The sequence below is a fragment of the Cellulophaga sp. genome, from assembly GCF_039943695.1.
Taxonomy (GTDB): domain Bacteria; phylum Bacteroidota; class Bacteroidia; order Flavobacteriales; family Flavobacteriaceae; genus Cellulophaga.
Window position 1 is genome coordinate 1 of record NZ_JBDVAA010000181.1, and the last position, 24211, is coordinate 24211.

Sequence of the window (24211 nt, forward strand, 5' to 3'; positions counted from 1 at the left end):
TTAAATGTTAAGTCAACCCAGTCATAATCAGCTCCTAATATTTCAATTCCATATTTCTTGTCCCAAACTTTGAGCTTTTCTATAACATCTTTGTTCTCAATACCGAAATTAATTCCATCGGTTTTTTGAGTTTTAAGAATATCAAATTTGTCCATTGATTTAATAACAGAAACGGTTGAAGGACTTTCGTATCCGCTTTCTGATAAAAACAATTGATAACCTTTACTTTTCAATTCCAATCTATTTTCTAGAATAATTTCATACGCCCGTTTTTCGGATGTTTTAAATGAAATTCCATTTAACTTTTCGATTCCAGTTTTACTTTGCGTTCCATTTTTGTCAATAATATATCCAGGTTCGGATATTTCTAATAGAAAAAATTCTTCAGCAGCTGCTTTTTTTAAGTCAGACAAAATCTCTTTGTCAAAGCCAACATTTTCAAATAATAATATTTCAGATTTTGAGAAATTTACTGAAGTCTGTCCGCAACTAAGGAAAGCAAATAATAATAGTCCGTAAATCAGTTGTTTCATAATTTTATCAATGATGTTTTTAAATGGCACACAACGGTCTCGTATAAACGTCAGTTACAGGTAAATTAGCCATAAATTTAGATTAAGCACAGACATTAGCAATTTTAAATGGATTCGGCCAAAATCGAATTCGCCGTAATTGCGGTTAAAAATTGTAGGTACTAGTTATTTTTCAATAGCATATTTTTCAATCAGTTTGTCTCGTTCTTTTCTTCTTTTCTTTGTTGATTTAAAAAAAGGAATTGAAATGCCTCCGCTAACAATTCCGGTTCCTACAAACATTCCTCCTATATATCCTTGAATAGCTTTTCCTTCATCATTTCCAGATTTATTAGACAATATCAGAACTCCAAAGCTTGTAGTTAATGCACCTAATGAGGTAAAAATTATTCCAGCAGTTTTATTTTTTCTTCTTTTTCTTTCTTTCTTCAGAATTGTGTTAAGATCAAAATTATAACTTTCATTCATTTGATTGTCTAAATCCAATTCGATTCCAAACGAATTTAATCTTTTAATTTCGAAATGCTTAAAATCTTGTGAAAAGCAGTTTGAAAATACAAATATTACCAATAAAGTTACTAGTGTCTTCATATATTTGCTAACGTGTTTATATAAGGTTAGTACAGAAAATAAAAGTAGTTTATTTCTGGTTAATTATTTAGCGTAACTTTTTATCTTAAGGTTATCTTTTCTCTTTTAATACCAAATCAAAAGATTTGGCGGACTTTGTTAAAATATCTAAACTTTGGGTTAAGTACTAAAAACCGCATTAATTATAGGTTTTGTTAGCCACATTATTTATTCAGTTTCTATTTTAATTATTGTGTCCGTTTCCATACTTTTTTCAGGTCCAAATTCATATTTGTTATACTTAATTTTTAATTCCGACTTTCCATTTTCAGATTTCAGAACAGCTTTGTCAAAATCAATTACTCCTTGTAGATTTATTTCCATTTTTTTCTTTTCCATCAGCCAGTATTTTTTTTCTGTCACTTGGTAAGGACAACAAGCTCCCATAAATCCTTGGTGTTTGCTATAAATCACAATCTTTTCGTTTTCCGCTTTTATTTCATTTGGATAAATTGGATATAGAATCGTAGAAGTTAGAATTGCAAAAAATATTCCACCAAACAACCTGAATAATAAAGTTAAAATTGGCGTAAAGACATAAAAACTTAAGTAAAATCCAATTTTCTTAAATGGTTTTAAATACCAGAAAAAGAGAATAATTCCACTTCCATAAACTAACAAGTTTATAATGTAAGCAAGTCTATAATTCAGACTTATTTCAATCGTGCTTTTCAGCGTGAAATTCAGTAAAGCAAATCCCAAAAAGTAGAAATGAATCTTCGTTATTATATTTCGGATTAGGGTTTTCGTCATATTGTGACTAACGGTTTCGTCTATGGTTTGTTGCGTGGTTAAGCATAAATACCCTATGTTTTTTATACCGTGTTACAAAACGTTTTCGATGTATCCATTATCTTTAAATTTAAGTATTGTCTTAATAGTTTGAGTTTTTTCCTTTTCGTCACAATCTCCTTGTTTGTTGATAAAGGTTTTGGAGTTAATTATTTTATTTTTAACAATTATATTGTAATATTCGTTTGTTATAATATCTGAAATTATTAGTATTTTCTTTTCAGTATTAAATTCCCCTGCACAATCTGTATCCCATTCTCCCGAATTGTCACTTATCTCGAAATTTTTTAAAACTCGATTTAATTTTTTTTTATTTTTTATAAATAATGAAATTGTTTCGATTTCATATGGGTTTGGTTTAGAACTTCCAAGATGTCTTACTTTTATTCCAAATGCTCGTTTTCCTTTTTGGACGATATAAGGTGCTGTATCTATTGATATTTCAACCATTTGTAAAGCATCAGAAACCCATTCATTAGTTTGAGAACTTTCAAAAAACTTGCTTATTATTTTTCCTGTTTTGCTATTTATTATTAAAATATGACTATTTAATTCGAAAAAATGCTCGTCTTCAGAAACTATTTCAGGTATAACTAGTATACTTTCAGTATCATTTCTTGGTATTTTTTTTATAGCAATTAATTCAGTCTTACAATCTTTTTCTTCAATTTTAAGTTGATTAAGTACAGATTCAATTATTTCTGTTTGTGATAAGACTTGTGTGGTTTTATTTTGAACGGTTTTATTCTTTTTCTCTTTATTTGTAAAAGAGCAAGAAGCTAAAATAAAAATCAATAATATTATTAATAAGCGATTCATTTTTAATGTTTTGTAACGTTGTTGTATAAGATTAGTTGCGTGTTTAAACACCTAATTTAGAAAATAAATCACAGATAGAAAGTCCGCAAGTCCATACGCTTCGTGATTCGTAAGTCGGCAATGACCAAGTAATTAATTATACGCGGTGTTAACACACATTTTTTATCCTTTATAAATATACAATCAATGGTAATTCAGGTCTTAAATCAAATGATTTACCTTGAATATTATTGTCAAAATACAGTTCCATTAAATGCTCAGTTCCATTTTTGACTGTTAAGTTTTGGATTCTGTTAAGTGTTTTAATTGTTTCTGTTTTTAAATCTAAATCGGTTGATGTAATAATAATATTTGTGATTTTTTTTGCTCCGTTTGGATGTTTATAAAATTCACGTGCAAATGCATATTCGTCTGGGATATTCTTTAAGTCAGCTAATGTTTCAAATTTATCCGATTCAATTTCAGGGTATATAACAAAAATTGAAGGTTCTTTAAGATGTGTCTTTGAATTTTTGGCTGAAAAAATATTTGCATTTTCTTCCATCCAATCTTGATGGTAAATAACTTTTTCAAATGGAATTTTTTCTAAGTCATAATCTTTTACTTTTAGAGCAATACTAAAAGGTGAGGCTCCATTTTTTTCGAAGTCGGCTCTTTCTGTAAAATCTAAATTTTTATTATTCTTATTATTTTTCTCCAATTCGTTTTGGTCATAAACAAAAATTAATTCGAGATAGCCATTTAAAAAATTGAAATATCTTCCTGCTGTTCCTTGTCCTTTATGAATTTGAGAAAGTGAATCAGGAACAGAAGTAAATCCAATTTCGGTTAATCTCTGTTTAGTCGTTTTGGGATTTTTAACCCAAATATTAAAATGGTCAACATCTAAGTCAGTCGAAACACTTTCAGTTATTCTATTAGTTTTTTGTTCTTTATTTTCATCCTTACAAGACGATAAACTTAATATTAAAACTAAAATTATAATGTAATTACGATTGTTCATTTCAAATGTTGGGTAACGGTCTAGGCTATGATTAGTACGGTAATAAAAAAGAACTGTTCTTTCGATTAAGCACTTAGCCAAAGTTTATGTTTTGTTTTTATATTTTCTAAAATACTAAATTTAAATCTTTGGTAACATACCAAATAAACAATAATCTTTCGATTTAGCCCTAAAGTCCGTATTATCGCATAGGTGTTGTTGCCCAACGTTTTTTAATCTTTTTGATGTCCGTCAACTATTGAGATTTTATCAACTGTTCCGTCATAGATGTTAAAAACTATATATGGTCCATTCTCAATTTTTATTGTTAAGGAATCTTTGTCAATTCCACTTTTTGCTTTCCAATTCAGTTGAAGGTGATTGATAAATCCCATTATTTTATGAATTTTGCTTTTGGATTTGATTTTAAAATTTTCGAAAAGTGAAATGTCATATTTTTTGTATTCTAAATTTGGAAACTCCAATGGTTTTTCAATCAGTTTAAACTCAATTGCCATTTCATTAATTATATCATCAGTAAATCCATAACGATATTCTCCATAATGTATATAACCATAATTTTTTTCTCCACTAACATTTGTGGGCTTTCCTAAAATGGAATATAAATTTTCGATAGTCATTCCCATTTTAACTCCATTAAGAGTTTTTCCTCCTTTTAAAAACTCAATCATACTTTTATTTCAATTTTGTTTTCAATCCAATCGTGAAAGTAAATTATTATTCCAATTAAGATATGAAACCCAATTAATATTTGACCTAGTAATTCTGCTGAACCTTTTAAATACATTCCAAAAAGTCCAGAAACAATATGATAAGCAGCTAGTAAAAATAATCCGATGTTAGATTTATTGTACAAAACCCAAATGATTAAAATTAGCTGAACAGTAAATCTTCCCATTTGAGAAGGAAGTCTTTCTCCGCCAACTTTATTATAAACCAAAATCATTAAAATTAGTTCGACAACTAAGGTCAGAATTATTGCTGAAATTAAAACAGGTCTTTTTTTCATTCAGTTCGTTTTTTTAGGAAAATCAGATAAGAAATAATAGTCAAAATCAAAATTCCAATTGTCCCATAAATTATTAAATTCAACCACATTCTAACATTGTGAATTCCAGAAGCAAATACATTTAGTAAAGGTTCAGATGAAAAAATCAGTATTGCTGTTAATACTATAAATGACAATAGATGTATTAATATAATTTTTCGTTTTTTCAATGTCTCTTCAAATGTTGGGTAACGTTCTGTGTATGAAACGTAGTATGTAAAAAGACACTAGCTTTTCGGATTAACACAGAGCCGAATTTTTATGTTTTGTTTTTAATTTTTCTATTCTAAAAGCCAAATTTAAAAATTTGGCGGTCTTTGCAAATAAGCACAAATCGTAGGATTTAGCACTTACTAGCTATGTTTTATACACCTTGTTAGGTACAGTCTTTTATCCGCTGTTTTATATATTCAACACTTAAATCCGCAACATAATCCATTTCTATTATTTTCCATTTAGTTTTATCAGATACGTTTTGTATTTCAATAATCTGTTCACGTCTTTTCTTAAATTCCGTTTCCCATTTTTCAATTATTTCCAAGCCATATTTATCAATCAATTGTTTTTCTTTTGGATTTTCAAAATGTTCTTTCATAAATTGATTTGGTTCACGTTGTTTAAAATACCAGATGTTTTCAAACTCAATGTTGTCATTTTTCAAGACTTTTCTTAATCCATCATATTGTTCCAAAGTTCTTGGGTATTCAAGTAGTATTATATCTCCATTGATTGTCTTTAAATTTCTTGAGATAAACCTCCCGATAATTTCCGTTGTAAGTAATTCTCCACCTTCTAACAATTTCATCATTTCTTTCCCCAAATCGTCATTATTCCTCAATTGTTCCTTTAATAATTTAGTTAAATTAAAAACTGAAGAATTCAATTCAGAGGACAATGCACTTTCCGTTAAACTTCTTGAAAGTCTCCAGTCGAGGAAAAGGATATTTAGTTTTCGCATTGTGATTTTTCAGATTGTGCCTAACTAGTGTATAAACGCACACTTGCTAGTTGTTTTATTTTTTTAAAAGCCAAATCCAAAAGATTTGGCGGACATTCTAAATAAACACAGCCCTTAGCTTAAAGCCTAAAAACCGTATAATTATAGCCATTGCTGCCCACAGTTATTTTTCAGGAGTTAGTTTAAATTCAGTTCGTTTATTTCCACCCATTCCCATAAGCGAAAAATTAGTTTCAACGTCCATAATTCCGTCATATGATATCCAATATCCTTTTTCTAAATCAAATTCAGCTATTGCTTTGTGGGACATTCTCATAAATGTTTTTTTATCAGCTTTATTTTTAGAAAACATATTCATAATTCTATTTCCGAAATCTCCAGAAACGAATTCTTCAATATCATATTCGACAACAGCAATCTTTTTTCCGTTATCGCTTTTAATGTCTTTAAGTTTTACCACGTTTTTTTTGGAAAGTGTATCCGCTTTAAAGTTTTGGTCCATCGAAATCATATCAACTTTCACTTCCCATTGGTCTCCAATTGAAACTGGTTTAGTCGGAAGTTCAAACAATATCGAAATCAAGTTGTTTTGAGCACTTTTGTAGTAGAAACTCAACAATTCTCCATCAGGACTTACTTTCCCTCTTAAAACTACATTTCCATTCATTTTAGCCATTCCTGAAAATAAAGTTTTGGTTGTGTCTGCTTTCTCTTTTTTAAGCATCATAGCAATGTCCACATTTCCGTTTTTGTCAGGAAATAGTTTTGTTTCGTATTTCAAGTTAGATAATTGTTCTTGCATTGCTTTAAACATTCCGCTCATTTTTTTTGAAATAGAATCGTTCTCGGTTTGTTCTTCGCTTTTCTCTAGAACTATATTTCGCATTACTGTTTTATAAGTCAGCGTATCGCTTATTTTCCACTTTAAATCCACAGTTTCTTTTTGCTGTGCGTTTAATGATAATGCGATTAGTATAAATGGAAGTAATAGTTTTTTCATAATTATATACAACGTGTTTGTATATGGTTTGTTGCGTGGTTTAGCAACTAAGTTAACAAATAAAAACCGAATAGAAAATCCGCGAGGATTTTCGTAAGTAAGCTAGAACCAAGCAATAAATTATATACGTTGTTGTAACACGTTTTTTATTTTTCGTTATTATTTTTTTTACTTTTTTTCAAAGCCCAATTTTTTATTTTTTCGTTCAAATCTGTAAATCCAATTCCGCCAAGTAACATTCCAATAGGCATTCCGATTAATGTTCGCCAAAATTCTTTAGGATTTCTTTTATAATCAGGTAAGTATGCCCAATACAAAAATCCTCCAAAGAGTATAATTAAAATCAATATTATTATAAATTCTGTCATCTTTTTGAATTAAACTTTACTCATTCAGTTTGTCAATTATTTTTTCAGTCAGAGTATTATCTTTTTTATCAAGAAATATAATGGTTGGTCCAAAAACATTATTTATTGCAAGAAGTCCATATTTTGAATTAAATAATATTGGTCCAGTTCCGTCAGTTACAGGATTTTCCAAATCGTAATAGTCAAATTCTAAATCATTAAGTTTCTTATTTCTAAAAGGTTTTTTATTAGTCTTTATAAATTTTTCAAATCCGAAAAGAAGAGAATCTGAATCTGTGCTTTTTCTTATTGATATCGTTTTTGATGTGTCAATTTGATTAACATATTTATAATTCAGAGATTTATCAGTTTTATTAAAAGTCAGAGTGAATTTTTCATTTTTCGGTTCAGAACCAAAGAATATTGTTGCGTTCTTTTCAGAGTTCCATTCTGTGTCTTTTTCAGAACATCCGAAACAAATCGCAAAAGTTAATATGTATGTTAAGAGGTTTCTCAAAATGTGTTACAACTACATATAAACGCAATTCATTGCGTTTATTCCGCCAATATGGGTGTATAAACGCACATTTGGCTTACTAGTTGTTTTTTTTGGTTGTTAAATTTTCTTACAATGTAAAACTATTTTTTATACCCTAATTACGGAAATGTGTAATTGGGTAATTTTTTAGTATAGTTGGCAATAGTTATTTTATTTTCTTTCCGTTTCGATATTCTTTTTTGGTTTCAGTTCCGTCGTCATTCAGGTAGTATTCCGTTCCGTTTTTCTTTCCGTTAATAAATTCACATCGATATGTCATTTTCTCTCCGTTTTCTCCATAACAAAACTGAAGTCCGTGTTTCTTTTTTCCTAAATATTGACAACTATAAGTCAGTTTTCCGTTTTTAAATTGTTCAACAAGGATTTTTATTCCGTCATCATTATAAGTTGTAGTTTCAAAAATTTCGCCATCCAAATGATATTTAATTTCTTTTGAAAGGGCTAATGGTTTATTCGGATTATATATCGTTTTATTGGAAACTCTTATTTCTTTTCCATTATAATATAGATTACTCGACAGAATAACTCCATTTTTATATTCCTCTTCATAAACTAAATGTCCGTTTTTCCGTTTGCTTTGAGCAACTCCAGAAAACAGTTGGTCAGTAGCGTTTTTATAAACCAAATTATTCTCAATGTAGACTTCTTTCATTTCGATTATTTCTTGCGAAATCAGTTCGTTGAAAGTAAAAAACATTAATAAAATTAGTAGGTCTCTCATTTGGTTTTAATTACTGCCAACGTTTATGTATAAGAATAGTTACGGGTTTGGCTGCATCTGATTTTCGGAAGGAAAATCAGATGCAGCCAAACACGCAATTACCTATTTTTAAGCACTAAGCCGTAATTATTTTATACGGTGTTATCAGCTGTTTTTTATTTTCGGTTTATAATTATTCGGGATAAAAACTTCATTTTCCGATTTCTCAATTAGAATTCCTAATAAAGTTTGGATTTCGTCAGTTCTATATTCCGTTGTTTTTATTGAGATTTCAGATTTTGATTTGAAATCAAGTTTTAAATTTTTACTAAATCGGTCAAATCGGATTTGAGTGAGTTCAGTCAGATTTCTTTTTTGAGTCCAACGTTTGTTTAAAATCAAGTCATTGTCTTTTATAAAAAGCGTAAATGGTTTTTTCTTTTTATAAATAAACCACATAATTAAATCGGTTATCGGAAATGTCCAAAATATAAAAATTAAAAAAATAATATTTCTATAATTATCATTTCCAAACCATAACAATAAAGTCCAAGCAATAGCATTAATAAACTCAAATATTCCGAATACTTTTCGCTGACTTCGCATTTTAAAGTCAGATTCATAGTTTTTATTCAGAGCGGAATATTCCCATAAAATAGCTGTCATTAAAATTGAAACTACCAACGCAATATTCAGAGCAAGAGGAAATTCAGTTTTCATTACTTGTCCGTAAGTCAAGATGATAATAAGTAATATTAATGATATGAAATATTTCATTAGTTAATGGTTGGCTTAAATTGCTACTAACGTGTTTATATATGGTTTGTTGCGTGTTTAAGCACTAAAGTTAGCAAATACAAACCAAATAGAAAATCCGCGAGGATTTTTGTAAGTAGGCTAGAACTAGCAAATAAATTATATGCGGTGTTAGGCAACGTATTATTTTTTATTCATTAAGCCCATTGAGGATTTTGATGGTTTGCTTTTCGATTTTATATCATTGTTATCTATTTCTCTTAACATAGTATACAAGTTTTTTATTCGATTTGTGTCAAGTGCTAAATTCAAAGCAGTTCCTTTAAATGGTGTTTCCAATATTCTTTCTTTATTTTCAGATGTGTAATATCCAAAATCTCCGCTAGCAATAAAAAAACCACCACCTCTTTTACAAATATTACTTGTCATAAATAAACCATATCCAGAATTAGCCCATTCCCCTTTTGGTTTATTTTTCTGACCTTTATAAACCTTTCCAGAAGTAGCTGGTTTTAAAGCTGCTCTAATTGCATCTTCATCATTATTCAAATTTAGAGTAGGATTGTTTTCTAAAGATTCTTTCAGTCCAATTCCTCTGTCTATAATAGAAAAGGAAACTCTATTTAATGAAGGTAGATATTGAGCACAAAATCCAAATTGTTCTGAATGACTATGTTCTATTACATTTCTAAATATCTCACGTAAACAATAAGTCAAAACTTCATTTAAATCTCCACTTTCACTACGAGTTAAAATATTAGAAATCTCCTTTGCTTTCGATTCTAAAAATTCAGCGGGATTAATCATTAAATCACGAGCATCTTTTTTAATTTCTTGTGTATTGTAAATATTAATCGGGATATAAGTCGAACTGCCTTTAGCTTCTCCTGGTTTTTTGCCGAAATTCATTCCAAAAGCTTGAAAAAATCCCATATGAGCTGCGTAAGAACAATGTTCAAAATTAGTTGCCAAGAATTTTGATTCTTTCAGTCGACTCCTACATCTCTGAATTTCACTAGAGACTAGAAGTAATGAAAAAGGGTCAATTGTTACTAAATTTGAAAAGTCGAAATTAATTTCTTTACGTGGTTTTAAAGCGCGCAAATTTTTCACAAAATCAATTGAGTTCTGAAAAGTTAATCTTGAAGGAACTATTATTTTTTTACGCGTCATTTTTTATGTTGCCCAACTATATATAAACTCAAATCATTGCGTTTATTCCGCCAATATGGTTGTGTAAACGCACATTTGGCTTGCTAGTACTTTTTTTTGGTTGTTAAATTTTCCTACAATGTAAAACTATTTTTTATACCCTAATTACGGAAATGTGTAATTGGGTAATTTTTTAGTATAGTTGGTATTAGTTTTTTTATTTTGGTAGTAAAAGCAGCACTAAGGCTTGCTTTTTGTTAATTTCTTTCTGTACCAACCCTAAAAAAAACCACCAATAAAAACCTATTTTTGTTTTTAGTTATGAAAGTATGTATTGCAGAAAAACCAAGTGTTGCCCGTGAAATTGCCTCCGTATTAGGTGCTAATGCCAAACATGATGGCTATTACCAGGGCAATGGCTATGCAGTAACCTATACTTTTGGCCATTTATGTACCTTGTTTGAGCCTAACGACTATAAACCACACTGGAAAAGTTGGGACCTTAATAACTTGCCAATGCTACCTAATAAGTTTAAAACTAAGGTGGTAGACAATGCCGGAATTCAGAAACAATTTGGCATTGTAAAAAAATTATTTGACAAAGCTAGTGTTGTAATTAACTGTGGTGATGCTGGGCAAGAAGGGGAGCTTATACAACGTTGGGTTATAGACCAGGCAGAGTACAAAGGTGAGGTACAGCGTTTATGGATATCGTCTTTAACTACAGAGGCCATAAAAGAAGGGTTTACTAAATTACAACCCTCTACACAGTATGATAATTTATACTACGCAGGTTTTTCTAGAGCCATTGGGGATTGGCTTTTAGGGATGAACGCCACACGCTTGTACACCGTTAAGCACGGTGGTTACAAACAAATGCTTTCTGTTGGGCGTGTGCAAACGCCTACTTTAGCAATGATTGTAAATAGGTTTAAAGAAATTGAAAATTTTAAACCACAACCATATTGGGAGCTGCAAACCTTGTATAGAGATACCTTGTTTAATTGTGAGGAAGGTAGGTTTTTAAAGAAAGAAGAAGGTGAGGCTTTTGCTAAAAAAGTACAAGAAAACGATTTTGAAATTGCATCTATAACCAAGAAAAAAGGAAAAGAGTATACACCTAAGTTGTTTGATCTTACTGGGCTGCAGGTGTATTGCAATACCAAGTTTGGGTTTTCTGCAGATGAGACTTTAAAAATAGTTCAGAAATTATACGAGCAAAAAGTGGTAACATACCCAAGGGTAGATACTACTTTTTTACCTAATGATGTGTACCCAAAAGTAGCCGGAATTTTAAAAAAGCTAACCAAATATCAAAATTTAACAACCACCGTATTAGCGGGTAAAATAAGAAAATCTACCAAGGTTTTTAACGATAAAAAAGTAACAGACCACCACGCTATTATACCTACAGGTGTAGAAATGAACCTGCAATACAGTCAGCAACAAGTGTATGATATTATTACCAAACGTTTTATTGCTGTTTTTTATCCAGATTGTGAGGTTGCTAACACTACGGTAGTAGGTAAGGTAGATACGGTAAGTTTTAAAACTACAGGAAAAGAAATTTTAGAAAAAGGTTGGCGTGTAGTTTTTGAAAATCCGGATGCTAAAAACAAACCAGAAAAAGGCATTTTACCAACATTTGTAAAGGGCGAAAAAGGAGCGCATGAGCCATCGTTTTTAGAAAAGGAAACAAAGCCACCAAATCAGTTCACAGAGGCTAGTTTGCTGCGTGCAATGGAAACCGCAGGTAAGCAGGTAGATGATGATGAAATGCGAGAGTTGATGAAAGAAAACGGTATTGGAAGACCGTCTACCAGGGCAAATATTATAGAAACACTTTTTAGACGCAAATACATAGAGCGTAAAAAAAAGCAGTTGTTGCCAACCCAAACTGGCATACAGCTTATAGATATTATAAAAAATAAATTGTTGACTTCTGCCGAGCTTACTGGTATGTGGGAAAAACAATTAAAGCAAATTGAAAGTGGCAATTACCATGCTGGTGTTTTTATAAAGAACATGAAGCAAATGATTGATGATTTGGTGTACGAGGTGCGTACAGAAAAAAGGCACGTAAAAATATCGCACGCAGCAGCAAAAGCAGCAGCTCCAAAACCCAAAAAGGAAAAGAAAACGGCAGCAATGCAGGGTAAACCTTGTCCTAAATGCAAACAAGGTCAACTTTTAAAAGGGAAAACTGCTTACGGTTGTAGCGCTTATAAAACAGGCTGTACTTTGGTGTTGCCTTTTGTTTTTATGGATAAAAAAATATCAGAAAAGCAATACATACGTTTGTTAGATAAAGGCTGTACAGTAAATTTAAAGGGTTTTAAAACAGATAGCGGAACCACAGAAGGTTTGTTGCGTTTTAATGATGATTTTAGCTTGGTGTTAGAAGAAAAAAAGACCGTTGTAAAGCCGAAAAAAGAGCAACAACCAAAGGTTCCAGACCCAATGCCGTGCCCTGTTTGTACTACAGGTAGTGTGCTAAAAGGCAAAACAGCTTATGGTTGTAGTAATTATAAAAATGGCTGTGATTTTAAGTACCCTTTTAGTTTGTTAAGAGAAAAAGCAGCAGACAAACCTTTAACCAAAGAACTGGTGTATAAATTATTAAGTAAAAAGTAGTAATGCTTTTTTAAGCATTACTAGCAGTAGTTTTTACAAGCTTGTATTTTGTCATTAAAAATATGCCGTAAATAAAACAAGGCAAGGCTAATACTGTAATTAGTGCAGCAGTCTCTAAAGACATAAGTTCGCTTATTTTTTCTTTAATAGGCATACCTACAACATCTAAATCTGCTACAAAATCTATTATGGTGTGCACAATAATTAAAGGGTATAGTCTTTTTGTTATTACTAATAAAAAGCCAAACATTACACCAATAAAAGTAGCGTAAATAAGCTGTGCCAACTCGCCATAAATACCGGTATCAAAATTTAAAAGATGAATAACACCAAAAAAGAGTGCTGCGGTAAAAACAGAGATAATACTACTTTTACGCGTGTTGCCTAAGTAATTTATAAGGTGAGATTGTAAAAAACCTCTAATGCTTAATTCTTCTGCAAAGCCTATAGAAATACAGTATGTTAAAAAAAGCAATACGTTTGGTAGCAATGTTTGTATATCTACAACATCTATAATTAGTATGTTTAAGAGTACTAAATATATTAGAGGAAATAGTAGCAGGTACCATTTGTTTACTTTTCTTTTTTGAAGCCCTGCTAACTCTCCAAGCTTATTTTTTTGAATAAAAAAGTAAGAAACAACAATTAAAATTAAATTGGCACAAATATTTAAAAGTGTGTGTATGGCATAGGATTCAATTTTTTTTTGAATGAAAAGGTATGATAGGTATTCTCTTGTACTTAAAATTAAAAGTAGAGCTGTAATAAAAAGTAATAGCTGATTCCAGAACTGTTTTTTGGTCATAACAAATGGTCTTGGTAAGGTTGTTTACTTACTAGACGTTAATAACGCTTATAACGTTGCCTAAACAAAGTTGTTTTTAGTGTATTTTGTCTTTAAGTTCTAGTAATGCAGCATACGGGTCTCCTTTTAAACCTAATAATTTAGCAAAAGCGGGTTCTGTTTTTATGCCGCTATTTTTTAATTCTTTTATTTGCTGCTTAAAATCAACTCCTTTTTCTTGTAAAATCTGATGCTCTATAACCATATGCAGGTATGCATTTTGTTTGGTTGTAGGTATATCTTGACCAAATATTTCAAACAAAAAATGCTCTGTTCTAAACTCTGCAATTGTAGCTGTAATGTTGTTTTGTAAAGTGGTGTAAACTTTAAAGTTTTTATAAGTAGAAAATTCCTGTTGCAAGTATGCTAAAAACTCAGCGTTATTTTTACATTCACAAATAATATCTAAATCACTCTCTGCAATATCAATATCTATTGGTATTGTACCAGTTAAAATAGGATTGTACTTTTTAAGTTTTTCTAGAATTTTATATTTGTTTAACTCAGAAAAAGCCAATCTTTGTCTTTGGTTTCCGTGTTTAAGGTATGCTATGTTTTTAAAGTTTATTGCCAAGCCTTTATGCTTTTAATCGTAATACTCGTTTCCGTTAGCGTCTATATAACCTGTTTTATTATTGGTGGTTGTAAATTTAGCCAATCCGTTAACAAAAGGCTCTACATCTTTGTATTTAACTTTTGTAATGTTGTAATACCCAACCTTATTGTTTGTCTGTACTTTTAAAATGCCGTTTGCGTAGGTTACAGCATCAAAATAACGTAGCGTATTGTTGTATAAAACACCTTGTTTTTTGCCTTTGTTAATTAGTACAGCATTTAAAAATATTTCTGTAGCGTAAAACATAGATTCGTTAGCATCAAACGTTACTTTTTTTGTTCCATTCGGAAAATTAATCTTATCAATTCCCGCAGCACTTATACTTTCAATTTCTTTGGGTGTAACGTTTTCTTCACCATCGTAACCCACTAATTCTGTTACAATAAATGTATTGTTTTTGCGTAGTATTTTATAGGTGTAATTTGGTACTGTGCCACAAACTTCTGTTATTAAGTTAGCTTCTTTTACTTTAACGCCATTTTCGTTAATATAAAACATACTATTTTTTTCATCTAAAACTTGTAAAAAACCATTTAAGCGTACAGCTGTTTTTAGGTTTTTAAAAATCACTTTTTCATCATTCTTATGTACCTCAAAAGTGTTTGTATTTAAATTTTTATACAGCTTAAAATTGGTTCCAAAAGCAGAAATTAACGAATCTTTTTTTTGTGCAAAAGAACTCATTGTGCTTATTGTTAAAATAAAAATTAAAAGTGTTTTCATAGGTTGTTTTATTACACTAAGCTAACAAATTAACAGGAGTAACCATATCATTACTCTTATAGCTTAATACGTAAACAGGTTTTTCTTTTTTTGATGGATTTGCTATTACAAACTCTATAGTGTTGTTTGTATACTTCTCAAATATAATATTAGCTTTTGCAGTAGCTTCTTCTTCGGTTATAGTGTTTGCTTCTAGTTCCTTATTAAGAGCTTCTATTTTAGGATTTACATCTTTATCGTTTACAATAAACTGCTCAAGAGCAATATTTTTTTTAGCTAAAATTTTAGCAGATTTATTTGCAATTATAACACCTCCAATTTGCCATTCTTTTTGACCTTGACCATTGGTTTCAAAAACAATATACCCAACAGTTCCAGATATAGAATATACAGGCGTATTTCGTTCTAATTTAATCTTGTATAGCTTTTTTAAACTGTCTATTTCTTTTTCTGTGAGGACTCTATCATGGGTTAAGTTTTCTAAAATACTGGCTTGTGTCCTTTTCATATCTCCTTTGCCTTGGTAATAGTTAATGATACTTATAATACCTACAACTAGCATAATAGCAAATAAGATTAATTTAATGTAACCCATAATTTTTGGTTTTTTTAAAGCAGTAATATGCTTTTTTACAGTTTGGTTAAGGTGTAATTTGTATACACTACAGTAGTAACTAACGCTTTTTTAGTAGATTAGTTGTGTGTTAAATGATAAATTTAGGAGATTTTGTTTAAATGTTTTTTTTAATTTTTTCTTAATTGATGCTCTCCTTTTACTAATTTCCAAACTCCTAAACCAAAAAGTAATATTGCAGGTATGCTTATGCTTCCTTTGGTAAGTAAAAAAATATTAATTAAAATAGAAACAACCAGTAATACAATACCAATTGTTATGTTCTTTTTTCCTTTTTCTCTTAATTTATTTTTTACTTCATTTAAATAATTAGAGTCAACATTAAAGTTTTCTTTCAAATCATTATCTATTGTTTCTTTTGATTCTCCTTCAAGTTTTTTAGATTCAATATAGTTTACAATTATATTTTCTTGTGACTGTTCTTTCTTTATAACATCAAACATATCTATGCCCATTGTATTCAGCTTAAATTTGATATTTTCAATAGATTCTCCAGCTTCTAATTCTTTTTTAATATAATTTTCAGGATCAAAATTGTCTCTTAATTCTTGCTCGTTCTTTTGGTTTATAAGGTGTTTGGTTATTTTAGAAGCTTCCTCTAACTCATTTCGTTTAATTAACTCTTCTTGTAGTAGTACAATAGCTTCAGGTTTTAAACCGTCTATTTCTTTAGCAATATTTAATAGCTTATCGGTAGTGAAAACTGAATAATTTTTCTTTATTTCGTTTAAGTTAGACATTGTAATACGGTTGTTTTTTGGTTAAGAATTTGAGATCCTAATTTTAAAATGAATTATGTGATTTTTTTGGATATAAATTGTCTAAATATAGCGTTTATTAAATGGGAGGGAGACTTTTTAAAACAGTCTCTTTTTATTTAAAACGTTGTATTGTTTATAAATGTTGTTACTTATTATTTTTTAATCGCAATACTCTATTCCTTCTCTGCTTACCCATCCTTTTTTACCATTAGGGTATTTAAACCTAGCGTAATTTTCTATATAGTCACTTAAATATTCATATTTTGGAGTTAGACCAATATACGGGTAGTACGTAACTAAATTATTTTTTTCTAAAAGTAGGTGAGTTCCTTTTTTTGGGGTGATGTTATTGTAATTAAAAAGAATACTATTTTCTTCTTCTTTTATGTCCCAAACGCCAAATGATTTTTTCTTTTTAACAACAATATAACTTGGTTTAAGTGGCTTGTAAAAACCGTTATAATACCAATAATCTTCAGCGCTAATTTCTGTTGTATTATTATTAACAAACCTTACTTTTTTAAATTCTTTAGGTAGCTGTATTGTAGTAGTTGTAATATCTGATAGTAGGTAATAGCTTAATTTTTCTCTGTATTTGTCTGCTTTAAATATTTTTTTTAATAAAAATAAATCTTCAAGCTCTTTGTCACGAGCAAGATTCTCTATTTCATTAAGTTTTAAATATTTTTTATCCTGATTTATACTTTTAACATCGTATTCTAACATACTCATAGTCATAATAGATTGAGTAGAGTCATTAAAAATGTCAAGTTTTTTACGGCTTAATTCTGTGTATTTGGTTAGACTAAAAGATTTGTGTCTGACTTTAAGAATTTTATTTTTAAAAGTGTAATATGTTGTACTCGTATTTGGATCACTATCATTACCCCACATAGTCCTTTGCTTTACAGGTTTATCATAAGTAGCACCTAAAGAGTCTATAAAATACATTTCATTTTTTGCATCTATAACTTGATGATATATGGTTGAGTATGGGTAAAATGACTTTATATTTTTACATAGTAATTTTCCTTTTAAATTATATAATGATGTTTGATCTGATTTGAAAACGGCGGCCATACTGCCATAAATTTTAAGGGAATCACAAACATTATCAATAATTTTTTTACCATTTAGAGTAACGCCTATTTTAGAATTAAGGACATCAAAACTAATATTTGGGTTGTAATAATTAATGTCGTTAACTATTTCGTTATCAATTAAAATAAGAGAGTCCCTGTAGGCTTTTCTTGTTTGGGTATATGTGTAATTCTTATAGTAATTCCAATCAACTTTATATTTATTATTGTTCTGTTTTACAACTAAAGCCTTATAGTTTGTATCCTGTTCACCAGATCTGCCAAAAAGAATAATCATAGGTATTTTATGAAGTACTTTAAACTTATAAGTGCCTAAAGTTTTTTTTCCGGATGCGTTAATGGTGATGTAGTACTTGTTGTTTACAAAATAGATGTCACTTTTAGAATTGCTTGCACCTTGTTGGGTTATTGTGCTATTTATAAGTTCGTTGGCGGTAAAACTAGTGTCTACGTTGCGAAATAGAATATTGTCCTTAAAAATGTGTTTTTCAATCTTTTGATAAACAGATTCCTGGTCTTGTGCAACTATGGCTAAATGAAAAAATAATAAAAAAAATAAGGGTAATTTATTCATTCTTAATTCTGCATATTATTCTTACTCCTTAAAAAGTACTTCTTTAAACGTATTTTGTTTATCCTCTGTAATTGGTGGTAGCTCTAGATGAGCGTGACCTTCATCAAACATTTTACCAGTCACTTTTTTAACCTTATACCATGATTCTTGCGTTTCAGATACAACACTAATGTTGTAATGGTTTTCTTTTTCTAAAATGCGCATACTACCATTAAAATTGGCTATATCTGCGTAATTAAAAGAGTCTATGGCATTACATATAAACGCTATGTTTTTTTTAATTGATTCTGTTTGTAAATAATAAGGTGTTTTTTCTTGAGTATTATAACCTGCAGGATTAGCAACGGTGCTTTTGTAACCAGATCCAGTAGTTAAATTTACACCAACATGGTCATAAAAAACAGTATTTAATGGCAAGTACATAACAGGATTAGAAAAAGCAACATAAACCTCTGTGCCGTTACTTTGTACGCTAGTTTTAGAAAAATTTTCTAAGCTTACATTTTTATCGACCAAAGGCAGAGCCAGCTTAATAATAGAATCTCTACCTAATTCTATCAATTGCTTTACTTCTTTAGTCATTTTAAACTTGTTTGTTTTTTGGGCATAACTAGCAGAAGAAATAAGAGTAATTAGAATTAAAATTGATGAAAATTTTATTTTCATAGTTTTATCATAATATTTTTTTTAAATCTTAAAAAACTGACAGTGTATACAAGCATTAGAAGACTGTGCAAGGCTACGTTTGTTGGTTAAAACAATTATTTTCCTGCTAGTCCTAATTCTTTCTTTATATCTGTTCGTTTAGATAATATAGTAGGATTTACACTCCATTTACCAGCAATCTCCATAACTAACATTTCATCTGCATAGGTTAAATCTTGTCTTTCAAAATATGCTTCATTCTCAGCATCTTTAGAGAAAGAATTAAACAGGGTTAATTGGTCCTCGGCATCAGTTGGTTGTCCAAACACTTTAATGTTTTCCATACTTTCTCCAAGATACGAATAAATCCGTTCCATTTTTCCATTCTTAGACTTCATCCAACTATGGTATTCTACTACTCGGTTGGTACCAAAGAATTGAGCTTCTCCAAACTCTGCACTTAAATAATTTAAGAGAGTTTCTAAGGCAGCCATATTTTCTTTGTTATCTCCTTTGTTTACCAATCTATTTCCGGTAATTAAGGTCCATTCTCCAATTTGCGGAGTAATGTAAATTCCGTCCTCATAAGCTGTTTTAATACCACTTTTCCAATTTGCCGGTTTAATGCTTTTTAATTTAATAATTTCAGCAAGTCTTTTTTTCTGATTTGTTTTTACAGCAATCCAAACCATCTTGTATCCAAAATCTAAAGGATTATCTATAGTGTCAGAAACAGTTAGTGCTTTTTGTTTATTGTGAAATTCAGAATTTACACCAGTCTTTTTAGCATACCAAACAGAAATTATAATCAGTAAAACTATTCCAATGATAATTAAAAACTTCATTTTTTTGTGTTATAGCAAGTGGTTAGTATTATAGTTGGTATAAGAAATTAGTATTTAACTTAGATTAAATGTCAAAAATTATATCAATTAAGATCATTATTGCCTGTTTTTTTTATTCTAAAAGCACATATCAATACCCAAGTTAAAATTAATAATTCGATAACTCGTTGGTATAGGCCTAAAAAATCTGATTGAAGATTAGAAAATAATAAAAAAACAGAACCAGCACTTAGAGTACCTAAAATAATAGATGAAAAAGAAAGAGCCTTGTATTTAGAGAATTTTGTTAAACCAATACCTGCTATAATAATGCTTATAGGAACAATGGCATATATTAATAAGGCAGATAAATTATGTATTACTTGCGAAATACTTGGGTTTATAAATTCGGGATTGCAACCGCTATCACAAGCAAATATTGACGTTACAATAGTTCCAATACCATAGAATACACCAACACCCAAAAATCCAGTTTTTATTAATTTAGAAGAAGGGAAATACTTAATTGCAACAAAGCAAAAAATAGTAAATAAGATGCCACTAGGTATGTAACCTAAGATTCTTAACCATACCCCATATTCTGTATCTACTGCATAAGTTTCACTTATGTATTGGCTAGTAACACTGTAATCATCAATTAATAAACCTCCAATAAGAGCGCTACTTATAAATATGATTGTGGCTAATACACCTATTACATATACTGTTTTGTTACTCATTTATTATTTTTAAATTGTTGGTAAGGCGTTTATGTATAAAATTTAGTAGGGATAATAAGTACTCTAGTTTTGACCTGTAAGTTGGCTAAAAATAAATATTATGTATTGGGTTTAAATAGCTAATTTCACAAAGGTTAATTTATGTTTAAAGCGGCACTAACTTCAGGTATTACAATTATATAGTCAAAGCCTTTTAATGTTTTTAGCAATACCTTATTGTCTATTTTTATTTTGTTAGAATTTACACCTTTTAAAATTTTAGATGTGTTAAACAAGTGCCATTCTTTTCCTTCTGTATTTTCAAAAAACACACTATAATGTTTTAAATCTTTGCTATTTAAATCTATTTTTTGAACTTCCTTACTAAAAGGAATTCCTTGTGTTCCATTTTTGCCTATTATCATTACATGTAAAGAAGAGTCAAAATTTGCATCAGTTATATTAGAAACAAAATTACCAATGTCATAACCACCCAATATACTCTCGCCTTTATTTATATGAATTGCTCCATATTTAAATAAATTTTTATGTTCTTTTAAAAGTCCAATATTTTTGAAAACATTATTTTTCATTAATTGAATTCTTAGATAGTGATTTTGTGTAATATATATTTCTCTAGATAACTTTAAATCTTTTATAATCAATTTTTCTTCTAAACTTAATTTAAGTGTTTCCAGTTTTTTAAGGTTTTGTTCAAACTTTTCAGAAAAAAAATAGGGACCTCCTTTTTTATTTATAAATAATTGAAAATGTTCATCAGACCTCTTTTTTATATCTTCATATATTGTTTTAGCAACTTCATTCTTTGTTATCTCAAGTAATTTTATTGCCATTAGTTTATCTGCAGTTAACATAATTTGGTCTGTGCCAATTATGTTTGTGTTAGCTTGGGCTAAACCTTTTAGCATATTAAATTCAGGTACCATAGAATAAAAAGAAAATGAAAGATTACTACTTAGGTCACTTACATATTGTGTAAGTTCATTTTCATTTAAGGTATGTATCTTTTGTTCAATTATTTTTGCAGAATAAGGATCTATTTCGCAAAAAAAGTTGTCAAATTTTACTTGTGATGTTGCTTTAGAGATAAATAACGGAATTTCATTAAAGAAATGATCTTCACCAATTAGAACATTCTTGTGTTCTTTTATTTGACCCAATATTTCTTCCCATCCATCTCCCTTAAACTGATTATCCTGATAATGAAAAGTTGAAGTATTTTTCTTTATTATTTCGGAGAGTGTTTGCTGAGAATATGCATTAAATAGTATAAATAATAATGTAATAGTTAAGTATAAGTGTTTCATGTGTTAGTTTATTCATAAGACAATTAACTCGCTAAAATGTTACAGTATATTTTTGTTAATTGTATTTTGTATAAACGTAGCGTGTAAAAAGACACTCATAAAGGTAGCAGAAAAGAAAATAGGATTAATGATGTAATCTTCTTCATAATTGTGTAAAACCACCTAATAACCTCAATGTATTACGTTTATTTTTCCCATATGCTATAAACACACTCACTTAGGTTTTAGGCTTTATTCACTTCACAAATGCAAATAAATGTAAAAGTTCTTTTTTTGTTATAATTGATGAAACGTACATTTTTAAAAACAAAAAATCCAGAGAAGCTAGCTCCTCTGGATTTTGTAATTAAAATTATTAAGCTGTACTAAGTACAGTGTTATGCTTAAAAGGCGTAGCGTTGTGGGCCACCTCTTCTAATTTCTTCATTAGCGTAAGACTCAAACTTGGCAAAGTTTTCGCGGAACGCGTTAGACAATTTAAAAGCAGTTTTGTAGTATGCTTCATCATCATTCCAAGTTGTTCTTGGGCTAAGTACTTCTGTAGGTACACCTGGGCACTCTCTTGGTTGTGCAACACCAAATACAGAGTGTATGTGGTATTTATCATAAGAGTATAAACCTAAATCGCCATTTAATACAGCATTAATCATAGCACGTGTGTACTTTAATTTCATACGTGTACCAACACCGTAAGGTCCGCCTGTCCAGCCAGTATTAACCAACCATACATTAACACCTGCTTCTTGCATTTTTGCACTTAGCATTTCTGCATATTTAGTTGGGTGTAATGGCATAAAAGGTGCGCCAAAACAAGCAGAAAAAGATGGTACCGGCTCTACAACCCCAGCTTCTGTACCTGCAACTTTAGCAGTGTAACCAGATATAAAGTGGTAAGCAGCTTGTGCAGGAGTTAGTTTAGATATTGGAGGCAGTACACCAAAAGCATCTGCTGTTAAAAAGAATATATTTTTAGGGTTAGTACCTATAGATGGTTCTTGTATGTTCTCTATATTATAAATAGGGTAACTAACTCTTGTGTTTTGTGTAATAGAAGTGTTTGCAAAATCTACAACACCTTTATCATCCATTACAATGTTTTCTAAAATGGCACCTTTTTTAATTGCACCAAAAATTTCTGGTTCGTTTTCTGCAGATAGGTTAATTACTTTAGCGTAACAACCACCTTCAAAATTAAAAACAGAATTTTCGTTTGTCCAACCGTGCTCATCGTCACCAATTAATTTTCTGTTAGGATCTGCAGACAGGGTAGTTTTACCTGTACCAGATAAGCCAAAGAAAATAGCAGTGTCACCATCTTTACCAACGTTTGCAGAACAGTGCATAGGCAATGTGTCTTTGTAAACAGGTAAAATAAAGTTTAACGCAGAAAAAATACCTTTTTTAATTTCTCCTGTGTAACCAGTACCACCAATTAAAGCAATTTTTCTTGTAAAGTTTAAAATTGCAAAATTGTGTTGGCGTGTACCATCTACTTCTGGATCTGCCATAAAACCAGGGGCATTAACAACAGTCCATTCTGGATCAAAGCCATTTAGCTCTTCTACAGTTGGTCTTAAAAACATGTTGTAAGCAAACATATTAGACCAAGGGTACTCGTTAATAACTCTAATGTTTAACTTGTAATCTTTATCAGCGCATGCGTAAGCATCTCTAACATAAAGTTCTTTTTCGTTTAGATAATCAATCACTTTGTCATAAAGTGCATCAAATTTATCTGGTGCAAAAGGAATGTTAATATCTCCCCACCAAACTTTGTCAGCAGTTACATCATCCTTTACAATAAATCTATCCATAGGAGATCTACCTGTAAATTCGCCAGTATTAATTGCTAAAGCTCCAGAAGAGGCTTCTTTACCCATATCTTTTTCCAAAGTTATTTTGTGCAATTCTGACGGAGATAATTGATAATTAATGTCAGTGCTTGTAATACCATATTCCTCCAACGAAATCGTTTTCGTGTCTGGACTATAAGTGCTCATAGTTTTAGTTTTAATGTTAATGCAAAGCTAAAAAAAAAATACAGTTATATGGTTTAATTATCAAATGTTTAGTTAAAATGTTTAAAAATGCGATAACCTAATAAAAACCATCCAATTATTAAAAATAATCCACCAATTGGAGTTGCAAAAGCAATAGATTTTGCATTAAATCCTAAAATAGTATCAATACTTAAAACATATATAGAGAAGCTAAAAAGAATAATACCTATTACTAAAACGTAAAAAATTGGTTTCTTTTGCTTTGCTGTAAGCTGTGGTATTAGGCCTAAAACAAGTAAAAGCAAGGCGTGATACATTTGGTATTGAGCTCCGGTTTTGTATGATGCAATAGACTTGGAATCTACTAAATTTTCTAATCCATGAGCACCAAATGCACCAATGATTACAGCCGTAAAACCAAAAAATACTCCTGCACTTAAAATTGTTTTGTTCATAACAAAAAACGTTTGTAAATTTATAAATGTAACAAAACTGATGTTTTCATCAGTATC

At 30.0% G+C, this 24211-nt stretch carries 27 protein-coding genes; 1 reads left to right on the forward strand and 26 read right to left on the reverse strand.

Translation table 11 applies throughout. The annotated features are described in order from the left end of the window. From ABJD66_RS11795 to ABJD66_RS11860, 14 genes are all read right to left on the reverse strand, one after another. Positions 1–533 (reverse strand): DUF4253 domain-containing protein (locus ABJD66_RS11795; protein WP_348131799.1); only part of this gene is annotated, 533 nt, incomplete at its 3' end. A gap of 165 nt (positions 534–698) precedes the next feature. After that, complete coding sequence (locus ABJD66_RS11800; RefSeq protein WP_348131802.1) at positions 699–1124, reverse strand: hypothetical protein; 426 nt, start codon at positions 1122–1124, stop codon at positions 699–701. A 207-nt stretch (positions 1125–1331) separates the two neighbouring features. After that, positions 1332–1865 (reverse strand): hypothetical protein, encoded by a 534-nt coding sequence (locus tag ABJD66_RS11805; RefSeq protein WP_348131805.1) that lies wholly within the window; start codon positions 1863–1865, stop codon positions 1332–1334. 123 nt (positions 1866–1988) lie between these two features. Then, the gene (locus tag ABJD66_RS11810; protein ID WP_348131808.1) at positions 1989–2774 is read right to left on the reverse strand and encodes a hypothetical protein; all 786 of its coding nucleotides are present in this window, start codon (positions 2772–2774) and stop codon (positions 1989–1991) included. A 169-nt stretch (positions 2775–2943) separates the two neighbouring features. Further along, positions 2944–3858 carry a VOC family protein gene (locus ABJD66_RS11815; protein ID WP_348131811.1) on the reverse strand — a complete coding sequence of 305 codons (915 nt, stop codon included), beginning with the start codon at positions 3856–3858 and terminating at the stop codon, positions 2944–2946. 131 nt (positions 3859–3989) lie between these two features. Further along, positions 3990–4448 (reverse strand): hypothetical protein, encoded by a 459-nt coding sequence (locus ABJD66_RS11820; RefSeq protein WP_348131814.1) that lies wholly within the window; start codon positions 4446–4448, stop codon positions 3990–3992. Further along, entirely contained in the window at positions 4445–4786 is a 342-nt protein-coding gene (locus ABJD66_RS11825) for a hypothetical protein (RefSeq protein WP_348131817.1), read from the reverse strand. The genes ABJD66_RS11820 and ABJD66_RS11825 overlap by 4 nt, the downstream gene beginning before the upstream one ends. Before the next feature lie 415 nt (positions 4787–5201). Next, entirely contained in the window at positions 5202–5783 is a 582-nt protein-coding gene (locus ABJD66_RS11830) for a nucleoside monophosphate kinase (RefSeq protein ID WP_348131820.1), read from the reverse strand. Between the two features lie 163 nt (positions 5784–5946). Next, positions 5947–6783, reverse strand: a complete 837-nt coding sequence (locus tag ABJD66_RS11835) for a hypothetical protein (RefSeq protein ID WP_100894776.1) — start codon at positions 6781–6783, stop codon at positions 5947–5949. 146 nt (positions 6784–6929) lie between these two features. After that, positions 6930–7151 carry a hypothetical protein gene (locus tag ABJD66_RS11840; protein WP_348131824.1) on the reverse strand — a complete coding sequence of 74 codons (222 nt, stop codon included), beginning with the start codon at positions 7149–7151 and terminating at the stop codon, positions 6930–6932. Positions 7152–7167: 16 nt separating this feature from the next. Beyond that, a complete protein-coding gene (locus ABJD66_RS11845; RefSeq protein WP_348131827.1) occupies positions 7168–7647 on the reverse strand; it encodes a hypothetical protein in 480 nt (159 codons plus the stop codon). Between the two features lie 187 nt (positions 7648–7834). Beyond that, positions 7835–8410 (reverse strand): hypothetical protein, encoded by a 576-nt coding sequence (locus tag ABJD66_RS11850; protein WP_348131830.1) that lies wholly within the window; start codon positions 8408–8410, stop codon positions 7835–7837. A gap of 144 nt (positions 8411–8554) precedes the next feature. After that, positions 8555–9109 (reverse strand): hypothetical protein, encoded by a 555-nt coding sequence (locus ABJD66_RS11855; protein ID WP_348131833.1) that lies wholly within the window; start codon positions 9107–9109, stop codon positions 8555–8557. A 219-nt stretch (positions 9110–9328) separates the two neighbouring features. Further along, positions 9329–10318 carry a hypothetical protein gene (locus ABJD66_RS11860; RefSeq protein ID WP_348131836.1) on the reverse strand — a complete coding sequence of 330 codons (990 nt, stop codon included), beginning with the start codon at positions 10316–10318 and terminating at the stop codon, positions 9329–9331. Positions 10319–10618: 300 nt separating this feature from the next. Between ABJD66_RS11860 and ABJD66_RS11865 the strand changes: the two genes are divergently transcribed. Then, the gene (locus tag ABJD66_RS11865) at positions 10619–12931 is read left to right on the forward strand and encodes a DNA topoisomerase 3 (RefSeq protein ID WP_348131839.1); all 2313 of its coding nucleotides are present in this window, start codon (positions 10619–10621) and stop codon (positions 12929–12931) included. A 10-nt stretch (positions 12932–12941) separates the two neighbouring features. On the opposite strand, the gene ABJD66_RS11870 is transcribed toward ABJD66_RS11865, so the two are convergent. From ABJD66_RS11870 to ABJD66_RS11925, 12 genes are all read right to left on the reverse strand, one after another. Then, positions 12942–13736, reverse strand: coding sequence for a CPBP family intramembrane glutamic endopeptidase (locus ABJD66_RS11870; RefSeq protein ID WP_348131841.1), 795 nt, complete (start codon positions 13734–13736; stop codon positions 12942–12944). A gap of 76 nt (positions 13737–13812) precedes the next feature. Continuing rightward, positions 13813–14349 (reverse strand): DUF4269 domain-containing protein, encoded by a 537-nt coding sequence (locus tag ABJD66_RS11875; RefSeq protein ID WP_348131844.1) that lies wholly within the window; start codon positions 14347–14349, stop codon positions 13813–13815. 12 nt (positions 14350–14361) lie between these two features. Beyond that, entirely contained in the window at positions 14362–15114 is a 753-nt protein-coding gene (locus ABJD66_RS11880) for a hypothetical protein (protein WP_348131847.1), read from the reverse strand. Between the two features lie 16 nt (positions 15115–15130). Further along, a complete protein-coding gene (locus tag ABJD66_RS11885) occupies positions 15131–15709 on the reverse strand; it encodes a hypothetical protein (RefSeq protein WP_348131850.1) in 579 nt (192 codons plus the stop codon). Positions 15710–15858: 149 nt separating this feature from the next. Continuing rightward, complete coding sequence (locus ABJD66_RS11890; RefSeq protein ID WP_348131853.1) at positions 15859–16488, reverse strand: hypothetical protein; 630 nt, start codon at positions 16486–16488, stop codon at positions 15859–15861. Positions 16489–16668: 180 nt separating this feature from the next. Continuing rightward, positions 16669–18183 (reverse strand): hypothetical protein, encoded by a 1515-nt coding sequence (locus tag ABJD66_RS11895; RefSeq protein ID WP_348131856.1) that lies wholly within the window; start codon positions 18181–18183, stop codon positions 16669–16671. 21 nt (positions 18184–18204) lie between these two features. Beyond that, entirely contained in the window at positions 18205–18849 is a 645-nt protein-coding gene (locus tag ABJD66_RS11900) for a hypothetical protein (protein ID WP_348131859.1), read from the reverse strand. Between the two features lie 95 nt (positions 18850–18944). Continuing rightward, positions 18945–19673: a hypothetical protein gene (locus ABJD66_RS11905; protein WP_348131862.1), complete on the reverse strand. Its 729-nt coding sequence runs from the start codon at positions 19671–19673 to the stop codon at positions 18945–18947. Between the two features lie 83 nt (positions 19674–19756). Then, the gene (locus tag ABJD66_RS11910; protein WP_348131865.1) at positions 19757–20392 is read right to left on the reverse strand and encodes a DUF998 domain-containing protein; all 636 of its coding nucleotides are present in this window, start codon (positions 20390–20392) and stop codon (positions 19757–19759) included. Positions 20393–20526: 134 nt separating this feature from the next. Beyond that, positions 20527–21699, reverse strand: a complete 1173-nt coding sequence (locus ABJD66_RS11915; RefSeq protein WP_348131868.1) for a hypothetical protein — start codon at positions 21697–21699, stop codon at positions 20527–20529. A 383-nt stretch (positions 21700–22082) separates the two neighbouring features. Next, entirely contained in the window at positions 22083–23699 is a 1617-nt protein-coding gene (pckA, locus tag ABJD66_RS11920; RefSeq protein ID WP_100894792.1) for a phosphoenolpyruvate carboxykinase (ATP), read from the reverse strand. Positions 23700–23767: 68 nt separating this feature from the next. Continuing rightward, the gene (locus ABJD66_RS11925) at positions 23768–24154 is read right to left on the reverse strand and encodes a DUF423 domain-containing protein (RefSeq protein WP_348131871.1); all 387 of its coding nucleotides are present in this window, start codon (positions 24152–24154) and stop codon (positions 23768–23770) included. Positions 24155–24211 lie beyond the last annotated feature (57 nt).

Coding starts and splice junctions, on each gene's coding strand:
- ABJD66_RS11850 (WP_348131830.1), bottom strand. CDS start 8,410: ATGAGAGACCTACTAATTTTATTAATGTTTTTTACTTTCAACGAACTG.
- ABJD66_RS11865 (WP_348131839.1), top strand. CDS start 10,619: ATGAAAGTATGTATTGCAGAAAAACCAAGTGTTGCCCGTGAAATTGCC.
- ABJD66_RS11890 (WP_348131853.1), bottom strand. CDS start 16,488: ATGTCTAACTTAAACGAAATAAAGAAAAATTATTCAGTTTTCACTACC.
- pckA (WP_100894792.1), bottom strand. CDS start 23,699: ATGAGCACTTATAGTCCAGACACGAAAACGATTTCGTTGGAGGAATAT.
- ABJD66_RS11885 (WP_348131850.1), bottom strand. CDS start 15,709: ATGGGTTACATTAAATTAATCTTATTTGCTATTATGCTAGTTGTAGGT.
- ABJD66_RS11900 (WP_348131859.1), bottom strand. CDS start 18,849: ATGAAAATAAAATTTTCATCAATTTTAATTCTAATTACTCTTATTTCT.
- ABJD66_RS11830 (WP_348131820.1), bottom strand. CDS start 5,783: ATGCGAAAACTAAATATCCTTTTCCTCGACTGGAGACTTTCAAGAAGT.
- ABJD66_RS11915 (WP_348131868.1), bottom strand. CDS start 21,699: ATGAAACACTTATACTTAACTATTACATTATTATTTATACTATTTAAT.
- ABJD66_RS11870 (WP_348131841.1), bottom strand. CDS start 13,736: ATGACCAAAAAACAGTTCTGGAATCAGCTATTACTTTTTATTACAGCT.
- ABJD66_RS11835 (WP_100894776.1), bottom strand. CDS start 6,783: ATGAAAAAACTATTACTTCCATTTATACTAATCGCATTATCATTAAAC.
- ABJD66_RS11840 (WP_348131824.1), bottom strand. CDS start 7,151: ATGACAGAATTTATAATAATATTGATTTTAATTATACTCTTTGGAGGA.
- ABJD66_RS11895 (WP_348131856.1), bottom strand. CDS start 18,183: ATGAATAAATTACCCTTATTTTTTTTATTATTTTTTCATTTAGCCATA.
- ABJD66_RS11825 (WP_348131817.1), bottom strand. CDS start 4,786: ATGAAAAAAAGACCTGTTTTAATTTCAGCAATAATTCTGACCTTAGTT.
- ABJD66_RS11855 (WP_348131833.1), bottom strand. CDS start 9,109: ATGAAAACTGAATTTCCTCTTGCTCTGAATATTGCGTTGGTAGTTTCA.
- ABJD66_RS11800 (WP_348131802.1), bottom strand. CDS start 1,124: ATGAAGACACTAGTAACTTTATTGGTAATATTTGTATTTTCAAACTGC.
- ABJD66_RS11810 (WP_348131808.1), bottom strand. CDS start 2,774: ATGAATCGCTTATTAATAATATTATTGATTTTTATTTTAGCTTCTTGC.
- ABJD66_RS11880 (WP_348131847.1), bottom strand. CDS start 15,114: ATGAAAACACTTTTAATTTTTATTTTAACAATAAGCACAATGAGTTCT.
- ABJD66_RS11860 (WP_348131836.1), bottom strand. CDS start 10,318: ATGACGCGTAAAAAAATAATAGTTCCTTCAAGATTAACTTTTCAGAAC.
- ABJD66_RS11910 (WP_348131865.1), bottom strand. CDS start 20,392: ATGAGTAACAAAACAGTATATGTAATAGGTGTATTAGCCACAATCATA.
- ABJD66_RS11905 (WP_348131862.1), bottom strand. CDS start 19,673: ATGAAGTTTTTAATTATCATTGGAATAGTTTTACTGATTATAATTTCT.
- ABJD66_RS11820 (WP_348131814.1), bottom strand. CDS start 4,448: ATGATTGAGTTTTTAAAAGGAGGAAAAACTCTTAATGGAGTTAAAATG.
- ABJD66_RS11925 (WP_348131871.1), bottom strand. CDS start 24,154: ATGAACAAAACAATTTTAAGTGCAGGAGTATTTTTTGGTTTTACGGCT.